Origin of the sequence: Hansschlegelia beijingensis, from assembly GCF_014196425.1 — a bacterium.
GTDB lineage: Bacteria > Pseudomonadota > Alphaproteobacteria > Rhizobiales > Methylopilaceae > Methylopila > Methylopila beijingensis.
Genome location: NZ_JACIDR010000004.1, coordinates 197,103 through 214,077, shown reverse-complemented (window position 1 = coordinate 214,077; position 16,975 = coordinate 197,103). Strand labels below are relative to the sequence as shown.

Here is a 16,975-nt window from a genome sequence, read left to right as displayed (position 1 = left end):
CCTATTTCCGACGCCAGGTGTTGGAGCGGAATCATGAACGACGACAGCCATAAGAGCAGCGACGAAGTCGGTTCGCCCAAGGCGGAGTTCCGCGCCCCCGGCGTGCAGGACGCCGGCGGCCAGGCCTCGGGCGATCGTCCGGGCGCCGGCGGGACCTATTCGGTAGGCGCCAAGTCGGGCGGCCAGGCGTCGCCCGGACCCAGCGGCCTCGACGGCATCAAGAAGGACGCGGCCGCTCCCGGCGTTGTCTTCGAGCTCGACGGGCAGCAGGTCGAGGCGCGACCGGGCGAGACCATCTGGTCCGTGGCGAAGCGCCTCGGCACGCACATCCCGCACCTCTGCCACAAGCCGGAGCCGGGCTATCGGCCCGACGGCAATTGCCGCGCCTGCATGGTGGAGATCGAAGGCGAGCGCGTCCTCGCGGCCTCCTGCAAGCGGACCCCCGGCGTCGGCATGAAGGTGAAGACCGCCACCGACCGCGCCACCAAGGCCCGGGCCATGGTGATCGAACTCCTTGTCGCCGATCAGCCCGAGCGCGAGACCTCCCACGACCCGACCTCGCACTTCTGGGCGCAGGCCGACTTCGTGCAGGTCGATCAGAGCCGCTTCCCGACCGCCGAGCGGTGGTCGAGCGACATCAGCCACCCGGCGATGAGCGTCAATCTCGACGCATGCATCCAGTGCAATCTCTGCGTCCGCGCGTGCCGCGAGGTCCAGGTCAACGACGTCATCGGCATGGCCTACCGGTCGGCCGGCACCAAGGTGGTGTTCGACTTCGATGATCCGATGGGCGGCTCGACCTGCGTCGCCTGCGGCGAATGCGTGCAGGCGTGCCCGACCGGCGCCCTCATGCCGTCCGCCTATCTGGACGCCGACCAGACCCGCACCGTCTATCCCGACCGCGAGGTCGACTCGCTCTGCCCCTATTGCGGCGTCGGCTGCCAGGTCTCGTACAAGGTCAAGGACGAGAAGATCATCTACGCGGAGGGCCGCGAAGGTCCCGCGAACCTCAACCGCCTCTGCGTGAAGGGGCGCTTCGGCTTCGACTACATCCACCATCCGCACCGGCTGACCGCGCCGCTGATCCGGCTCGACAACGTGCCGAAGGACGCCAACGACGAGGTCGATCCCGCGAACCCGTGGACGCACTTCCGTGAGGCGACCTGGGAGGAGGCGCTCGACCGCGCCGCCGGCGGCCTGAAAGCGATCCGCGATCGTGACGGCGCGAAGGCGCTCGCGGGCTTCGGTTCGGCCAAGGGCTCGAACGAAGAGGCCTACCTGTTCCAGAAGCTGGTGCGGCTCGGCTTCGGCTCGAACAATGTCGACCATTGCACGCGCCTCTGCCACGCCTCCTCGGTCGCGGCCCTGATGGAGGGGCTCAACTCCGGCGCCGTCTCGGCGCCTTTCGCGGCGGCGCTCGACGCCGAGGTGATCATCATCATCGGCGCCAATCCGACGGTGAACCACCCGGTCGCGGCGACCTTCATCAAGAACGCGGTGAAGGAGCGCGGCGCCAAGCTGATCGTGATGGATCCGCGCCGCCAGGCCCTGTCCCGCCACGCCTACAAGCATCTGGCGTTCCGGCCGGGCTCCGACGTCGCGATGCTCAACGCGATGCTCAACGTCATCGTGACGGAGAAGCTCTACGACGAGCAGTACATCGCCGGCTACACCGAGAACTTCGAGGAGCTGAAGGCGAAGATCGTCGACTTCACGCCCGAGAAGATGGCGAGCGTCTGCGGAATCGACGCCGAGACCCTGCGCGAGGTCGCCCGCCTCTACGCTCGCTCCCGCGCCTCGATCATCTTCTGGGGCATGGGCGTCAGCCAGCACGTGCACGGCACCGACAATTCGCGCTGCCTGATCGCCCTGGCGCTCACGACCGGTCAGATCGGCCGGCCGGGCACGGGGCTTCATCCGCTCCGCGGCCAGAACAACGTGCAGGGCGCTTCCGACGCCGGCCTGATCCCGATGGTCTATCCGGACTATCAGAATGTGGAGAAGGCGGCCGTCCGCGAACTGTTCGAGGAGTTCTGGGGCCAGAAGCTCGACCCGCAGAAGGGCCTGACCGTTGTCGAGATCATGAGGGCGATCCACGCCGGCGAGATCAAGGGCATGTTCGTCGAGGGCGAGAACCCGGCGATGTCGGACCCGGACCTCAACCATGCCCGGCACGCGCTCGCGATGCTCGACCATCTCGTCGTGCAGGACCTGTTCCTGACCGAGACGGCGTTCCACGCCGACGTGGTGCTGCCCGCCTCCGCCTTCGCCGAGAAGGCCGGCAGCTTCACCAACACCGACCGGCGCGTGCAGCTCGCCCGGCCGGTGATCTCGCCGCCCGGCGACGCCCGGCAGGACTGGTGGATCATCCAGGAGCTCGCCAGGCGGCTCGGGCTCGACTGGAACTACACGGGCCCGGCCGACATCTTCGCCGAGATGGCGCAGGTCATGCCGTCGCTCAACAACATCACCTGGGAGCGGCTGGAGCGCGAAGGCGCGGTCACCTATCCGGTTGACAGCCCGGACGAGCCCGGCAACGAAATCATCTTCTACGCCGGCTTCCCGACGGAGAGCGGGCGCGCGAAGATCGTTCCGGCGCACATCGTGCCCCCGGATGAGGTGCCGGACGCCGAGTTCCCGATGGTGCTGTCCACGGGCCGCGTGCTGGAGCACTGGCACACCGGCTCGATGACGCGCCGCGCCGGCGTGCTCGACGCGCTGGAGCCGGAGGCCGTCGCCTTCATGGCGCCGAAGGAGCTCTATCGCCTCGGCCTCGAGCCCGGCCAGACGATGCGTCTCGAAACCCGCCGCGGCGCGGTGGAGCTCAAGGTGCGCTCCGACCGCGACGTCCCGATCGGCATGGTGTTCATGCCGTTCTGCTACGCGGAGGCCGCGGCCAATCTGCTGACGAACCCGGCTCTTGACCCGATGGGCAAGATCCCGGAGTTCAAGTTCTGCGCGGCCCGGGTGACGCCTGTGGAGCCGGCCGTGATGGCCGCCGAGTAAGGGCGCCCTCCATACGAGAAAAAAGGCGGGAGCCTCCCGGGCGTCCCGCCTTTCTTTTGTCTGCGGAAAGGGCCGCCGGCGAGGCCGCCTCTTGGTCTGGCGGCTTCGCCGGCGGCCGATGACGCAAACCCGAAACCGCGCCTCAGCGGGCCGCGAAGAACTTCAGATCGAGCGCGCCGAGAGCCAGCAGGGTGCTCGGCATGGTCACGCCTGCGCGACGCATGCTCTGAACCGACGCCCGGCAGGCTGCGGGATCATTGGTTGCGACCGCGGCCTCGGCCTGGGCGACGGCTTCCGGACTGGGCTTGGTTGGAGGCGCCGGCGTCGCTGCGGCCGGCGCCGGCGCCTTGGCGGCCGCGTTGGCCGCGCCGCGTCCGCTCGCCGCGGGCTTCGCGGACTCGCCGCCCGCGGCGGTGGAATCGTTGCTTATGGGGCCGCTGAGCCCGGAATTCTGCTGCACGGCGCCCGCGGCCCCGCCAGGCTTCTGCTCGCCTTTGTTGGTCGGGGCGGACACCGCGACCTGCTGCTGCGGGGCGACGGGCGTCGTGGCCGGCTGGTCCGTTGGGACAGGAGGCTTCACGAAGGCGAGCAGCTCCTGGCATAGATTCGCCGGCTGCCCGCTTGGCGCGGGGGCGGCGGCAGGCTCCTGCGCCACTGCCGGGGCCGCCACGAAGGCGACCGCGACGAAGGCGAGGGCTGGAAGACGCATTGTCATATCAGGTCCTCAGATCTGCCCCTTCCGGCGGCTGCGTGACGAAGCCCTGAGCTCTTCAGGACCCCTTGGCGTCCAGACGTTCTTCCTCGGCCTTGTCTCTCGTCATCTCCGTGATGTCGGCGGGCGTCGGGTCGCCGTTCCACTTGAGGCCGACCAGGTTTGTTCCTGGCGAGGAGAGCCGCACCGCCGACGTCTGGAACTTCTGGTAGGCGAGTTCCTGGACCGCGCCGAGCAGGACGCTCGCGCCAAGAGCGATCGCGACGGCGGCGACGACCGCAACAACAAACGGCTTCATTGCTCTCTCCGATCCCCGACGCGGCGACTGGCCTGCATCGCGTTCCGCCTACTCCGCAGGCTGCGGATGACCCAGATGGGCGCCGCCGGCGGCTTTCGCCTGCTGCTCCTCGACCCACAGATCGTGATGGGCCCGCGCCCAGGCGAGATCCACCTCGCCCTTGCCCATGGCCGCGAAGGAACCCTCGATGCCGACCGTGCCGGTGTAGATGTGCAGAATGATCCCGGCGATGAACAGCGCTCCGATCGAGGCGTGCACGACCTGCATCAACTGCATGCCGTGAATGCCTGCCAGCGTGAACGGGAACAGCAACGCGATGCCTGTGAATCCCATAGCCAGGCCAAACCCGATCACCATCCAGAAGATGACCTTCTGGCCGGCGTTGAACCGCCCGGCGTGAGCGTGGCCGCCGAGCACGCCGCCGCCCGCCTTCAGCCACGCCCAATCGACGCGGTTCGGAATGTTGTCCTTCACCCACAAGGCCAGCATGAGCAGGATGCCGAGCATGAAGGGCCACGCCAGATAGACATGGGAATATTTGGCGAGCTGTGAAGCCGTCCCGAACGCGTCGGGACCTATCAGCGGCATCAGCAGGCGCTTGCCGAAGATGTAGTTCAGTCCTGACAGGGCGAGGACGATGAAGCAGGCCGCCGTCATCCAGTGCGTGAAGCGCTCGAGCACGTTGTAGCGCTTGATCTTCTCCGCGCTCCGCGGCGATTTCATCCGCCCCTTGATCAGAAGGAAGGCGGCCAGCACGACTATCATGCCGAGGATGACCACGGCGGCGATCCAGGGCAGCCATCGCTCATGGAACGCGCGATATTCGCGTCCCTGAGGCTGGATCAGGTTCCCGGCTCTCTTGTCCGGAATGCTGACGACGCCTCGGATCGTGGATTCGTGCTTGAAAAGAAGTTCCTCGTTGACGGCGTCCGCCGTCGGGTCCTGGCCCGTCGGGTTCTGCCCGGCCTGCATCGGCTCCTGGGCCAAGGCCACGCCAACCGCGACCGGTCCGGCCACGAGCGTCACGGCGACGAGGAGTGTGCTGAGAAGCTTCAGCCCTGAGCGCATCGGCAGTCCTCCCGAACGCGTCTTCATGGTCGCGCGGGCGCGGGCGCCCGGGTCGCGGTTCAGATCGTCACCGTCTCGCGGTAAGCCGTTTTCCAGCCCCAGGCGCCTGAGCCGTAGCCCCGCTTGATCACCCGCTGCTTGTAGATCGCGGCGATCATCTCGCCGTCGCCCGCCAGCAGCGACTTGGTCGAGCACATCTCGGCGCAGAGCGGCAGCTTGCCCTCCGCGAGGCGGTTCGAGCCGTACTTCTCATACTCGGCCACCGAGAAATCGGGCTCCGGCCCGCCGGTGCAGTAGGTGCACTTGTCCATCTTGCCGCGCGAGCCGAAATTGCCGATCCGCGGATATTGCGGCGCCCCGAACGGGCACGCGTAGAAGCAGTAACCGCAGCCGATGCAGATATCCTTCGAGTGCAGCACCACCGCGTCGGCCGTGGTGTAGAAGCAGTTCACCGGACAGACCGCCGCGCAGGGCGCGTCGGTGCAGTGCATGCAGGCCATCGACACCGATCGCTCGCCGGGCCTGCCGTCGTTCAGCGTCACGACGCGACGCCGGTTGATGCCCCACGGCACTTCGTGCTCGTTCTTGCAGGCGGTGACGCAGGCGTTGCATTCGATGCAGCGGTCCGCGTCGCAGAGGAACTTCATCCGGGCCATAGCGCGTCGCTCCTCACGCCGTACGGATCTGGCACAGGGTCGCCTTCGGCTCCTGCATGGCCGTCACCGGATCGTAGCCGTAGGTGGTGATGGTGTTGACGCTCTCGCCGAGCACCACGGGATCCGCGCCCTTCGGGTAGAAGCGGCGCATGTCCTCGCCCTCGTACCAGCCGGAGAAGTGGAAGGGCATGAACACCGTGCCCTTGCCGACCCGCTCGGTGATCATCGCCTTCACCTTCACCTTTGCCTTCGCCTCCGGGCCGTCGACCCAGACGAACTGGCCGTCCCTGATGCCCCGCGCGCTGGCGTCTGCGGGGTTGATCTCGACGAACATGTCCTGCTGCAGCTCGGCGAGCCACTGGTTGGAGCGCGTTTCCTCGCCCCCGCCCTCGTACTCCACCAGCCGACCGGACGTCAGGATGAGCGGGAAGTCGCGCACGACGTTTCGCTCGACCACCTCCTTCTGGACGGTGAATCCGATGTTCGGCATGCGGAACTGTCGCTCGTCGGGCCGCGTCGGATATTTCGCCACGAGGTCGGGCCGCGGGGAGTAGATCGGCTCGCGGTGCACCGGCACGGGATCCGGCAGGTTCCAGGCGTTGGCGCGCGCCTTCCCGTTGCCGTAAGGCGACACGCCGTGGTCGAGGCACACCCGCTGGATGCCCCCCGAGAGGTCGTTCGCCCAGCTGACCGCGTCGATCTTGTCGCCGCCGATCTTCTGGATCACCGCCATCTCCTCGGGGGTCAGATCCTTGTCCCAACCGAGCTTCTTGAACACCGCCATGGTGAACTCGGGGTACCCGTCGGTGAGGTCGGACCCCTTGGAGTAGCTGTCCTCCGCGAGCAGCGTGACGCCCTTGCGCTCGGTGCCGAAGCGCGCCCGGAAGGTGCCTCCGCCTTCCCGCACGTTCAGGTTCGTGTTGTAGAGGATGGCCGTTCCGGGGTGGCGGATCTCCGGCTTGCCCCAGCACGGCCATGGCAGGCCATAGTAGTCGCCGCCGACCTCGGGGTCGTCTTTCGGCGCCCTCAGCGTCACCAGGTCGAACTTGCTCTGGTTCTTCATATGCGCCTTGAGGCGCTCGGGGCTCTGGCCGCAATATCCGGTCGACCAGCCGCCTCGGTTGATCTCCCGAAGCACGTCCTCGGCGGACGGCACGTTGTTCTCGACCTTGATGTTCTTGAACATCGACTCGGCGAAACCGAGCTTCTTCGCGAGCAGATAAAGCGTTTCGTAGTCGTTCTTCGACTCGAAGGCGGGCTTCACCACCTGCTCGCCCCACTGGAGCGAGCGGTTCGACGCGGTGCGGGAGCCGTTCATCTCGAGGGAGGTGCAGATCGGCAGCAGATAGGTGTTGTCCTGGCGCGCGTTCAGCGCCGCGAAGGTAGTCGGGTGCGGATCGGCGACCACCAGCAGTTCGAGGTTGCGCATCCCCTCAATGGCCTCGGGGATGCGCGTCACGGTGTTTCCGCCGTGCCCGAACACCACCATGGCCCGCAGCGGGCTCCTCTGGTCGATCTGGTCGGGGGGCAGGTCCACGCCGTCGAACCACCGCGTCGAGGTGATCCCCGGCGTCTCCATGTTCTCCTTGCGGGTGCGCGCCTTGCGGCCCGCTATCGCCGGAACCTCGTCGAAGCGCGACTGGAGCCATTCGTACTCGACTTCCCAGACGCGCGCCCAGTGCCGCCAGGCGCCTTCAACGAGGCCGTAGTAGAGCGGCAGGGTCGTCACGTCGAGGCCGAGATCGGTCGCGCCCTGCACGTTGGTGTGGCCGCGGAAGATGTTCGCGCCGGTGCCGGGCTTGCCGACGTTTCCGGTCGCGAGGCACAGCATGCAGAAGGCGCGAACGTTGGCGGTCCCGACGGTGTGCTGGGTCGCGCCCATGCACCAGATCAGCGTCGCGGGCTTCTCCTTGGCGAACATTTCGGCGATCCGCCTCAGCTGCGCGCCCGGCGCGCCCGAGACGCGCTCGACCTCGTCAGGCGGCCATTTCGCGACCTCCTTGCGGACGTCCTCCATCGCGTAGACGCGCTGGCGGATGAACTCCTTGTCCTCCCAGCCATTCTCGAAGATGTGCCAGAGCAGGCCCCACATCACCGGGATGTCCGTGCCCGGGCGGATCCGCACATAGTCCGTCGCGTGCGCCGCCGTCCGGGTGAACCGCGGGTCGATGACGATCATGTTGGCGCGGTTGAGCTCCTTGCCCGCCAGAATATGCTGCATCGAGATAGGATGCGCTTCCGCCGGGTTCCCGCCCATGATGATCATGGTCTTGGCGTTGCGGATGTCGTTGTACGAGTTGGTCTGGGCGCCGTAACCCCAGGTGTTCGCAACCCCGGCGACCGTCGTCGAGTGGCAGATGCGCGCCTGGTGATCGACCGAGTTGGTGCCCCAGAACGCCCCGAACTTGCGGAACAGATAGGCGGCTTCATTGGTGAACTTGGCGGAGCCCAGCCAGTAAACGGAATCCGCGCCGTTCTTCTCGCGGACTGCGGTGAGCTTGTCGCCGATCTCGTTGATCGCGTCTTCCCAGGAGATGCGCTTCCACTCGCCGCCGACGAGCTTCAACGGATACTTCAGCCGCCGGTCACTGGTGACGAGTTCGCGGATCGCCGCGCCCTTCGCGCAATGCGTGCCGCGGTTGATCGGACTGTTCCAGGACGGCTCCTGGCCCACCCACACGCCGTTGAGGACTTCGGCGGTCACGGTGCAGCCCACCGAGCAATGGGTGCAGATGTTCTTCTTGACGACGACTTCCGGGCTCACCGCGGAGGAGCCCGCCGCCTGCGCCTTGCGCACCGCGCCGAGCTGTATCGAACCCGCCGCCGCGAGGGCGCCGGCCGTGAGGCCCGACCTGCGGAGGAAACTGCGGCGGTCGACCGCGCCGGCCGCCAATCCGGCGGCGGCCGCCTGGAGTCTCGTGGCGCCCGCCTGCCCGTTCTTGCGCTTGATCAGCATGGCCGCCTCACTTGAGCTTCGCGATGAACTGGTCGAACACGTTGTCGGGCAGCGTCTCGTAAGCGTTGGTGCGGTAGAACGCCTTCACGTCCGCCGTCACTCTGTACAGCGACCTGAGCTGGTCGCTGCCGGGGTCATAGGCCTGCGCGTCGGTGGCGGTCAGCGGAGAAGCGGCTGCGGTCGCCGTCACGACCGCTCCGCCGCCCAGCGCGCGGAAGAACTGCCGGCGTCCAAGCCCTTGGTTCCTGTCCTGGCGCATCCTCATTCCTCCTAGGCCCGCGCAGATCCGCGGATTGCAGGGACGCCGCGGCGCGAGCCGCGACGCCGGGACCTCACGCACTCATGGCGAACGCTTCGGCCTCGATCTCGAGGAAAGCGCGGCCGAGAGCGCCCACCGAGCGGTAGAAACGCGCGGCGTTCGCCGCCTCGAGATCGGCCAGGAAACGCCCGGCCCAAGATTGTAAATTCCGCTCGAAGAACCTTTGTTCCTCGCCGGGCGGCGCAGCGAAGCGGCCGGCCGCGAGCCCCGCCATCGCCTCGAACAGAACCGCGACGTGGTCTTCCGGCTCGCTCACGCGTTCCTGCCGCTCGATCGCGAGCGCGGCCAAGTCGCCGCGGACCCGCGCCAACGGCCGCTCATTGAGAAAACCGGTCAGGTAATATGACGCGTAGGGGAGCAGTTCGCCGCGCCCGACGCCGATGAAGAGGTTGAAGAACTCGCGCTCGACCGCCGCAGCGTCGGTCTGGGCGGCGGCCCGGGCGAGGTTCGCCGTCAGCCGGCCCAAGGCGCTGTCGTCTCCGGAGAGGAGCGCCAGCCTGTCCAGCAAGGGCTGATCCGGCGCGCGGCCCAAAAGAACGGCGAGCAGGTCGTAGTGCCGGGCGCGGAGCAGATCGACGTCGTCGACATGCCCGCAAGGCAGCGCGACGGGCCCCGCCTCGTTTGGTCCCCGGGCGTCCGACTCGGTCGCAGCCACTAGGTCCACTCCCAAAAGCCTCTGATCAGGCTTAGTTTTTGGTCTTATTTTGAGGCATGATAAGAAGCGTTCGAAACTTCTGCAATCACGATTTCGGATCGCCCGTGATGGTCAGGCTGGCGTGGCGCCGCCATGGCGGCGGAAGCGCCCGGGAGCAGGCTCGCCTGCGGCATCCCGCGCCTCGGCCGGGCGCGCCTCAATCGTCGCGAGCCGCCCGTCCGGAACGGCTGCGGCGGACGCGGCTTCATCGAGCCGCGCCGGGGCGTGTCCGAGGCTCTGCGGCGCTTCCTGGAGAGGCTCCGGGGGCCGGTCGGCCCCGTCTGAAGGGCCGGTGACGTCGGGCTCCTCAACGCCGGCGGCGGTGTCCTGCCGCGCATTCGCTCGACGGGCCTGACCGTCGAAGACGCAGCGAACCATCTCTCTTACGTCGTCGGAGGGCAGCAATGGCCCGAGCCCCGGCACGCCGCCGGGCGTATTCCAGTCATAGGCGTATTCGCGGGCGTCGTTGAGGAAGTCCCGGATGGCCGGATCGATGGCCCACATCCGCCGGAGCGCCGCGTTGCGCAGCAGGGTCGGCACGCCGGCGCGAAGGAAGGGAGCGAGGTCGCTGCCGGGCGTCAGCTCCTCGACCGGCGGCAGCGCGGCGATCTCCTCGGCGCTGAGTTCGACAGGCGCCTCAGCCTCCTCGCCGACCAGAGCCTCCGGAGGCGGCGAGGCCTCCTGTCCGAGCGCCTCGATCGACTGCGGCTCCGGACCGGCGTCGCTCGGCGGAGAGGGCGCGGCCGCCTCCGCCTTGCGCCGTGACCAGCGGGAGAGGAAATCGCCGCTCATCTCTCCCGCCTCCCCTGGCCGCCCAGCCCCCCGCGCGCCAGCGCCTCCGGGTCAGCGCGGTCGCGCTTCCGTTTCTCGAACCTGCGCTCGACGTGGAAGGCCTCGACAAAGGCCATGACCTTCGCCTGCAGCTCACGAGGCATGGGCACCGCCTCCACCACCTCGCCATTCCCCTCCGCCATGGCCTCCCCTTCGTAGGGATCGGCGGTGACCGCCGCGACCGAGCAGCCTTCGCCATCCTCTCGCAGGAGAATCCAGAGCTTCGGCGGATCCATGACGAGGTTGTCGCGGTAGTGCGAGGTCTCCGCAGGATGCAGCGACACGTCGTAGGCGCCGGCGAAGAAGGTTTCGCCGTCATCGTCCTCGGAAAGCCTCGTCCAGGGCGCGGCGGCCGGCGCGGCGGGCAGCACGGCGATCGGGAGCCAGGCGTGGCTCGCCCACGGGCCCTTCAAACGGCGGCGCGCGACGATGACTCCGACCTCGAAGTGGCTTTCCGGCAGGGATCGGGCCGGGATTCGCGGTTCTTCCATCATGCGGCCTCCCTGTTCGACGCCAGCGGGAGGCCGACGATCAGGTTGTGCGGCTTCACCCGCAGGGTCTTCTCCGGCGTCATCGCCAGCAGCAGGGAGAGCGGCCGGTCGCCAACGCGGGCGTCGACGTCTCGCGTATCGGCGAAGGACAGGCTCAGAAGCCCGATCAGCCGCTCCTGGTCCTGCGCCGTGATCTCCTCGCCTCGCCAGAGGGCGTTGCCGATCCGGGTCGCTTCAGCGTCGAGGCCCACGAACCAGCGCCAGTCCGGGTCCTCAAGCCGCTCGAGCGGCGCGACCCGGACCTCCACGTTGAGCAGATGCCTGATCCAGACCTCGATCACCGTGGCGAGGGCGGCGCGGCTTTTCGGGCTCGAGCCGAGGTTGAGCGCCATGGTGAAGGCGTCGGATCGGCTCCAGTAGCTCCAGGCGTTGTCGTCGTTCAGCACGTCGAGCTCGTGCGCCGCTTCCTGCCCGAGCATGGCGACCAGCGGCGACAGCGGCGCGGCGCCTTCTCGCGCACCGATCACTTCGGCGTCCGCAAGCAGCGCCGCCCCCTCGAGCCGCGTCACCCGCTGCTCCCGGAAGAACAGCTCCGCGGCGCGCAGCACATACGGGTCCTCGCAGCCGTCGAGCGCGTTCCGAAGGATCAGGTGGACGAGCTGGTTGACGAACAGCGACGGCACGCCCTGCAGGCCGTCCCGCACGAGCGAGAGATAGGCGGCCTCGATGGAGCGGGCGCTAAGCAGCCGGTCGCGGAAGGCGAGCATCACCTCCCAGTTCTCGCGCGCGTCGGGGTCAGCGATCGCAGCGATCTCCTGCGGGATCACGCCCCGGCGCGGCGCGTCCAGCAGCGCCGCGTGGAGCGCGCGCTCGGCGGCGCAGGCCTCCGGAGGCGGCGTCAGTTCAGGGCGCGCCAGATAGGCGAGGATCAGTTCGTCGGTGACCGCGAGGCCGCCGCCTTCGGTCCGCTGCACGAGGTGATGGCCGCTCGACACCCAGAACTCGGTCATCGTCCTGCTTCCCCGCTCTGGAGCCCGAGCAGGTCGACATGCTCCTCCGGCTGCTCCTCGTCGTCGGCCTCGATGAGCCGGAAGGCCCGGAGGCCGCCGTGAAGCCTGTCCTCGCCCGGCGCGCGCCGGCGCAGGGTTCTGAACGATTCGCGGATCTCGCCCTCCTCCCACGTCCGATGCATGGCGATCAGGGTTCCGATCTCGGGCCCGCAGAGCGAGACCGCGACCTCGATCTCTTCCCTGGCGGCGGCGCGCGCCGCCTCAAAATCGGGAGCGCCGAGACGTTCATGGATGTGGCGCGCGAGATCCTCGATGGCCTCGTCGCGCTCGGCCTCGCTCGCCTCGACGATCACAACCAGCGTCGAGAAGCCGAGCGAGCGCACGCCGACGAAGCCGGCGCGGAAGGCGGCCCTGGCCTTGCCTACAAGGTTGGGGACAACCTGGTCCCAGAACAGGAAAGAGCCGGGCACGGCCCATTCGCCGGGCTCGGCCGCGCGCTCGAACACGAGGGTGTCGGACGGATCGAACCTGATGGTGCGGGGGAGCCTGAGAGCAGTCACAGCCGCACCGCTCCCGTCGCTGGGTCGAGCCAAGCCACGGCGTCCAGGGCCTGCGCGAACGCAAGGCGCTCCCCTTCGGCGCCGACGAGGCAGTCGCCGTTCAGATCGATCCGCCTCGGCCTTGTCGCCGGCTCCGGCATGTAGGCGAGGAAGCGCGCCGCCATCGCCTCGAATCCGTCTTCGCTCCAGATCTCGAAGGCCTTCATGAGGTGGCGCGCAAAGCTCTCGGGGATGAGTTCGCGTGCGCCCGGCCCGAAGCTCTCCTCCTCCAGCGACGTGGAGCCCGGGGTCAGGCCGGGATCGCCCGCATGCGCCTTGGAGGCGATCAGCATGGCGCCGAACACCAGCCAGTCCGGCGCGGCGTCCTCCGCGCAATCCTGCGGCCAGCCCAGGCGGCCGCCGCCCAGCCGCGCGCGGTCGTAGAGCAGCGTGTCCGGCCAGCCGATCGCGACCGGCATCTCCGCCGGACCGGCCGACGCGACCGCCTCGGCGAGCGCCAGCATTCCGGCGAACAGCGCCCGGCGGGCGGACGCGAGCGGCTCGTCCGGCGCCAGCACCACCGCGAAATCGATGACGTCCTGCCGGTCTGTCACCACGAAGGCGCCCGGTCCCGCAGAGCCCGCCATGCGGCGCGCGGCGGCGAAGGCGGCCTCTCCCGGCGCGGCTTCGACCTGCGAGAAGGCCGGCGGGAGCATGAGACGCGTGGCGGTCCGGCTGGGCGTAAGCACGGTCATGCGCAGCGGCCATGTCGGGGTCGGTTGCAGACTGCGGACACGCACAGCCCCCTGATGCCGATATCGGATCGCAGTTTCGAACGCTTCAAACTATAAGGGAGGCTTGTCGCTCCGCGAAGGGGCGTGTGTCGACCCAGGGATGCTGACGCTCCGTGACCGACCGTATCGTATTCGCCTGCTCCTGCGAGAAGACGATGCCGCTCGACGAGGCGGCGATCGCCCCGGCCTGCGGCGGGACGCTGAGAACCGCCGACCAGCTGTGCGGCCTTGAACTCGACCGGTTCCGCGACGCCGCGGCGAGCGGGGCGCCGGTCACCGTCTCGTGCACGCTGCAGGCGCCGCTGTTCGAGGAGGTCGCGGCCGAGCTCGGCGCCGACCAGCGCATCGCCTACGTCAACATCCGCGAAAACGCCGGCTGGTCGGCGGACGCGCGCCGGGCGGGCCCGAAGATGGCCGGCCTGCTCGCGGCCGCGGCGGAGCCGCCGCCCCAGGCCACGATGGTGTCCCTGGAAAGCGAAGGCGTGGCGCTCGTCTACGGCCGCGACGAGAGCGCGGTGGAAGCCGCGAGGCGGCTCGCCGACCATCTCGACGTCACTGTGCTGCTCGCCCGGCCAGGCGAGGTCGCGCCGCCGCTGCGCTACGAGTTTCCGATCTTCCGCGGCGTGATCCGGAACGCGAAGGGCCGGCTCGGCGCATTCGAGCTCAAGGTCGACGACTACGCGCAGCCCGCGCCCTCCTCCCGCGACCATCTGGTGTTCGGCGCGCCCCGCGACGGGGCGACCTCCCATTGCGACCTGATCCTCGACCTGTCGGGCCAGACGCCGCTGTTTCCCGCCCACGAGGTCAGGGCCGGCTACCTTCGGGCCGACCCGCGCGATCCCGCGGCGGTGGAGCGCGTCGTGGCGGAGGCCTCCCATCTCGTCGGGACCTTCGACAAGCCGCGCTATGTCGATCTCGACGCCGGGATCTGCGCGCATTCGCGGTCGAGGATCACCGGCTGCACGCGCTGCCTCGACGTATGCCCGACCGGCGCGATCTCGCCCGCGGGCGAGTCCGTGGCGATCGACCCTTACGTCTGCGCAGGCTGCGGGAACTGCGCTTCCGTCTGCCCGACCGGCGCCGCCGGCTACGCCCTCCCCCCGGCCGACGCGCTGATGCGACGGGTGCGGGCGCTGCTGCTGGCCTACCGCGCCGCCGGCGGCGAGCAGCCCGTCGTCCTGTTCCACGACGGCGACCACGGCGAGCCGCTGATCCATGCGCTCGCGCGCTACGGCGAAGGGCTGCCGGCGGAGGTTCTGCCGGTTGAGGTGAACGAGATCACGCAGATCGGCCCCGAGCAGTTCGCGGCGCTGTTCGCCTACGGCGCCGTCGGGGCGCACGTCCTGACAAGGGCGCGGCCCCGGCACGACCTCGACAGCCTGCTGCGCGGGATCGCGCTCGCGAACACGCTCGCCCTCGCCCAAGGCTATGGCGGCCCGGAGGGAACTCTCCCGGTCTCGATCATCTCGGCCGACGATCCCGACCATCTCGCGGAAGCGCTGGCGAGCGCGGAGCGCGGCGCGCCGGCGCCCGATCCGGCGACCTTCATGCCGTTTGGCGGCAAGCGCGAGACGTTCCGGTTCGCGCTCCGCCAGATGCATGCGGTCGCGCCGGCGCCCGTCGCCTTCGTGCCGCTCGAGCCCGGCGCGCCGTTCGGCGGCCTGGAGTTCCGCACCGAGGCCTGCACGCTCTGTCTGGCGTGCGTGGGGGCCTGCCCGACCCAGGCCCTCTCGGACAACCAGGATCGGCCTCAGCTGACCTTCAAGGAAGATCTCTGCGTGCAGTGCGGCCTGTGCGCAGCCACCTGCCCGGAGAACGTCATCAGCCTCAAGCCGCAGATCGACTTCGACGCGTGGGCCGCTCCGCGGCGCGCGGTGAAGGAGGAGGAGCCTTTCGAATGCGTCGTCTGCGCCAAGCCCTTCGGGACGCGCAGCACGATCGAGCGGGTGATCGAGAAGCTCCACGGCCGGCACTGGATGTTCGCGGGCGCCGAGGGCGAACGCCGCATCCGCATTCTCAAGATGTGCGACGACTGCCGCGTCGAGGCCGCCTTGAACGAGGAGTTCGATCCGCACTCCGCGCCGCAGCGGCCGCCCACCCGGACCACGGAAGACTATCTGCGCGAGCGCTCGGCGCCGGCCATGGAGGCGCCGCTCAACGGGGCGCTGTCGCCCTCTGGAGGAACTGGACCAGCGCTTCCCGATCCGCCGCGCTCGTGATCCTCTGCTCCGGCATCTTGGTGCCCGGCGTGTAGCGCGCGGGCCCGACGTCGAAGAGTTCGGCGATGGTGCGCGCGTCCCAGACGATGTCCATCTTCCGCAACGGCTCGGAATAGCGATAGTCCGGCGCGGTGGCGATCCGTCGCCCGAACACGCCGGCCAGGGTCGGTCCGGCGCGTTCGCCTTCGCTGCTCTTCAACGTGTGGCAGGCGACGCAGGCGCGGAACACCTCGGCGCCGCGATCGCCGGCGTACTCGGCGAGCGGATCGGCGAGCTGGGACATGGCGATCGGACCGACGGGCGCGCCGGTCTCGGCGCTCCAGCGCCGCACCAGCCGATCGCTCCCGCCCGTGACGATCTCCGCGCCGCCCGGTCGCCAGGCGAGCGACCAGACCGGCAGGCCGGGGCCCACAAGCCTGTTCAGGATGCGCCCGGTCGCGCGCTCCACGATGGCGACCGCGCCCCCCGCGGTCGCGGCCGCGACCCTCGCCCCGTCCGGCGACATGTCGAGCGCGATGACAGGCGCCGGGGCGATCTCGACCTCCGCCCGGACCGCTCCGTCCGGCGCCAGGAACCGCACGGTGAAGTCGGCGCCGGCGGCCGCGACCTCGCCATCGGCCGCGATCGCGAGCGCGTTCACCGGAGAGGAAAGCTGCGCCGTGACGGGCGCCGCCGTATCGCCCGCCAGCGGCCAGATCCGAACCGTGGCGTCATGGCCTCCGGTGACCACCCGCCCGTCAGGCAGGAAGGCGACCGCGTTGACCGGGCCCTTGTGCTCCTCGATCACGCGCCCAGCGCCGCCGCCGGCCAGGGGCCAGATTCTGGCCGTCCCGTCCCACGAAGCGGACGCGAGCAAGGCGCCGTCAGGAGAGACCGCCAGCCCGGCGATCGGCCCCTCGTGGGCGGAGATGACCTGAACCGGCCCGCCTCCGGCGCTCGTCCAGAGCGCGATGCGTCCGTCTTCGGAGGCGGTGGCGAAACGGCCGTCCGGCAGCGCCGCGACCGCATTCACGGCGCCGTCGTGGAAGCGCAGCACCTTGCGCGCGACTCCGGCCTCGATATCCCACAGGATCGCGGTCTGGTCGAAACCGCCGGAGATCGCCATCCGCCCGTCGGGCGAGACCGCGACCGCCCGCACGGGGCCGCCATGGCCGCGCATCTGCGCCTGCGCCGGCCCGCCGAGAAGCAGGAGGGCCGTGGCCAGCATCCAGAGGATCACATGCGTCGCTCGCACGGTCTCGCGTCTCACTGATGCGTCCAGGCCCGATCATAGCCGATCCCGGCCGGCCGCGCGCGCCGCGGTCCCGGCCTTGATCATCGCGCCGGCATGACGCATCGGTTTGCGATGAAATCGATGTCCCCCGCCGGATCCGCTCCGCCGG

General features: G+C 69.3%; 15 protein-coding genes. 2 read left to right on the top strand and 13 right to left on the bottom strand.

Features of this window, described 5'->3' with window-relative positions; translation table 11 throughout:
• The first annotated feature begins 33 nt into the window (after positions 1-33).
• Positions 34-3,006 carry a formate dehydrogenase subunit alpha gene (fdhF, locus tag GGR24_RS13540; RefSeq protein WP_183395901.1) on the top strand — a complete coding sequence of 991 codons (2,973 nt, stop codon included), beginning with the start codon at positions 34-36 and terminating at the stop codon, positions 3,004-3,006.
• Positions 3,007-3,148: 142 nt separating this feature from the next.
• Here the strand turns inward: fdhF and GGR24_RS13535 are convergent, their stop codons facing one another.
• From GGR24_RS13535 to GGR24_RS13480, 12 genes are all read right to left on the bottom strand, one after another.
• On the bottom strand, positions 3,149-3,715 hold the full coding sequence (locus GGR24_RS13535) for a hypothetical protein (RefSeq protein WP_246398431.1): 567 nt from the start codon (positions 3,713-3,715) through the stop codon (positions 3,149-3,151).
• A 61-nt stretch (positions 3,716-3,776) separates the two neighbouring features.
• Entirely contained in the window at positions 3,777-4,016 is a 240-nt protein-coding gene (locus GGR24_RS13530; RefSeq protein WP_183395899.1) for a hypothetical protein, read from the bottom strand.
• A 48-nt stretch (positions 4,017-4,064) separates the two neighbouring features.
• Positions 4,065-5,084 carry a formate dehydrogenase subunit gamma gene (locus tag GGR24_RS13525; RefSeq protein ID WP_183396026.1) on the bottom strand — a complete coding sequence of 340 codons (1,020 nt, stop codon included), beginning with the start codon at positions 5,082-5,084 and terminating at the stop codon, positions 4,065-4,067.
• 59 nt (positions 5,085-5,143) lie between these two features.
• A complete protein-coding gene (gene fdh3B, locus GGR24_RS13520) occupies positions 5,144-5,740 on the bottom strand; it encodes a formate dehydrogenase FDH3 subunit beta (RefSeq protein WP_183395898.1) in 597 nt (198 codons plus the stop codon).
• A 13-nt stretch (positions 5,741-5,753) separates the two neighbouring features.
• Positions 5,754-8,696, bottom strand: coding sequence for a formate dehydrogenase subunit alpha (locus tag GGR24_RS13515; RefSeq protein WP_183395897.1), 2,943 nt, complete (start codon positions 8,694-8,696; stop codon positions 5,754-5,756).
• 7 nt (positions 8,697-8,703) lie between these two features.
• Positions 8,704-8,955, bottom strand: a complete 252-nt coding sequence (locus GGR24_RS13510; RefSeq protein ID WP_183395896.1) for a formate dehydrogenase — start codon at positions 8,953-8,955, stop codon at positions 8,704-8,706.
• A gap of 73 nt (positions 8,956-9,028) precedes the next feature.
• Positions 9,029-9,670 (bottom strand): TorD/DmsD family molecular chaperone, encoded by a 642-nt coding sequence (locus GGR24_RS13505; protein WP_428978229.1) that lies wholly within the window; start codon positions 9,668-9,670, stop codon positions 9,029-9,031.
• Between the two features lie 111 nt (positions 9,671-9,781).
• Complete coding sequence (locus GGR24_RS13500; RefSeq protein WP_183395895.1) at positions 9,782-10,501, bottom strand: DUF3306 domain-containing protein; 720 nt, start codon at positions 10,499-10,501, stop codon at positions 9,782-9,784.
• Positions 10,498-11,034, bottom strand: a complete 537-nt coding sequence (locus tag GGR24_RS13495) for a DUF3305 domain-containing protein (RefSeq protein WP_183395894.1) — start codon at positions 11,032-11,034, stop codon at positions 10,498-10,500. The genes GGR24_RS13500 and GGR24_RS13495 overlap by 4 nt, the downstream gene beginning before the upstream one ends.
• Entirely contained in the window at positions 11,031-12,041 is a 1,011-nt protein-coding gene (locus tag GGR24_RS13490) for a DUF6352 family protein (protein WP_183395893.1), read from the bottom strand. Before GGR24_RS13490 ends, GGR24_RS13495 begins: the two co-directional genes overlap by 4 nt.
• On the bottom strand, positions 12,038-12,601 hold the full coding sequence (locus GGR24_RS13485) for a DUF6505 family protein (RefSeq protein ID WP_183395892.1): 564 nt from the start codon (positions 12,599-12,601) through the stop codon (positions 12,038-12,040). Before GGR24_RS13485 ends, GGR24_RS13490 begins: the two co-directional genes overlap by 4 nt.
• A complete protein-coding gene (locus GGR24_RS13480; protein WP_183395891.1) occupies positions 12,598-13,335 on the bottom strand; it encodes a biotin/lipoate--protein ligase family protein in 738 nt (245 codons plus the stop codon). Before GGR24_RS13480 ends, GGR24_RS13485 begins: the two co-directional genes overlap by 4 nt.
• 194 nt (positions 13,336-13,529) lie before the next feature.
• Here GGR24_RS13480 and GGR24_RS13475 point away from each other — a divergent pair, with 194 nt between their 5' ends.
• The gene (locus tag GGR24_RS13475; protein WP_183396024.1) at positions 13,530-15,593 is read left to right on the top strand and encodes a 4Fe-4S binding protein; all 2,064 of its coding nucleotides are present in this window, start codon (positions 13,530-13,532) and stop codon (positions 15,591-15,593) included.
• Here the strand turns inward: GGR24_RS13475 and GGR24_RS13470 are convergent.
• Positions 15,529-16,800 (bottom strand): c-type cytochrome, encoded by a 1,272-nt coding sequence (locus tag GGR24_RS13470; RefSeq protein WP_183396023.1) that lies wholly within the window; start codon positions 16,798-16,800, stop codon positions 15,529-15,531. The genes GGR24_RS13475 and GGR24_RS13470 overlap by 65 nt on opposite strands.
• Positions 16,801-16,975 lie beyond the last annotated feature (175 nt).